A 1,201-nucleotide genomic window follows, 5' to 3' on the forward strand; every position below is an offset into this window, starting at 1 on the left:
GAAAACGTACTGCCTTTTAGCGCTATGCTATTACCTCCATCTGCACTAACCGAGGTTGAACCACCCGATAAATCCGCCGATTTAGCATTGCTTTAATGGTGTATGTCTTCACGTCTCTCATCCACATTTAAAGTCCTATATCGCATGCCCTTTGGGCCTGCGGGTTTGGTAGTGATGGACTAAGTCACCTTCTGCCTTCAATGCTGCATCTACACGTGCTTCAAAGTTTTCTGGCTTAGGATCTACTCGCCAAAATAACTTTGCAGATTCGCGATTAAATGACAGCACTGTGATGACGGCTTCTTTGCCATGGTTCATAAAGGCGAGAATTTGTGCTAATGGGTAGGTGGTATCGGCTTCGGTATGAAAAGCGAGCTTACCGGTATCAATGCCGACAATCGCCATCGGGTGGTAGCCCTTCTGCTTTTTGTTTTCAAACTGCAACACGATATTGATACCAACTTGGTTCTCAATCAAACCCATTTTATCAAAGTAAGCTGCGCCAACTCGGCCGTGACGCCAGCTGTATACAATTTGGCGTTCGCGGTCAAAATAGACTTCGGCATCTCTGGGTTTTAGAAGGAAAAGGAGCCAAAGAGCAATACCAAAGAGCAGAAAAGAACCGATCATAACAAAACTTCCGAGGAAGCGCTCAAGCCTGCCTTCAGACTTTATAGCCCTTAGGTAAGTTGCCCATGTAACCTCACCATTTTCATTAAGCAGTGCTCGTGCATACTTCTCAATCCTATCAGTCCTGTCTGATGGGTATCTCAAAGCCCTTTGCTGCTCAACATACTCTAGCCTCATATATGCAGATTCTTGTTGTTTTTCAAGATTCGGCAGCCAATCATAAAACATATAAAGAGGCATAAAGGTAAACAGCAACATCAGTGGAATAATAATGGTGTTGCGCCGATTGTGGTAGCCAGTTCTTACGGTTAACACCTTTTCATCTACAGATGACTATAGGGTCAAGTGGGTCTTCCATTGGAATAACGATCACCTCTGAGCGAAATTCCTGCCACCACTTTGAAAAAGGTTGGGCTTTGGTGGTAAACATGCCCCAAAATCGACGTTTCATTTATTTCCGTTTGTTATTAAGCCCTATATCGCATGACCTTTTACCCGATTTGTTTGGTAGTGAGAAACGAGGTCATCTTGGGCTGCGAGGGCCGCTTCGACACGCTGTTCAAAGTTATCT

1 protein-coding gene is annotated in these 1,201 nt (G+C 44.5%); it reads right to left on the bottom strand.

What is annotated here, in order from left to right; all coding sequences use genetic code 11:
* Positions 1–135 precede the first annotated feature (135 nt).
* The gene (locus MD535_RS25560) at positions 136–945 is read right to left on the bottom strand and encodes a hypothetical protein (RefSeq protein WP_265678095.1); all 810 of its coding nucleotides are present in this window, start codon (positions 943–945) and stop codon (positions 136–138) included.
* Positions 946–1,201 lie beyond the last annotated feature (256 nt).

Origin of the sequence: Vibrio qingdaonensis (assembly GCF_026191675.1) — a bacterium.
GTDB classification, from domain to species: domain Bacteria; phylum Pseudomonadota; class Gammaproteobacteria; order Enterobacterales; family Vibrionaceae; genus Vibrio; species Vibrio qingdaonensis.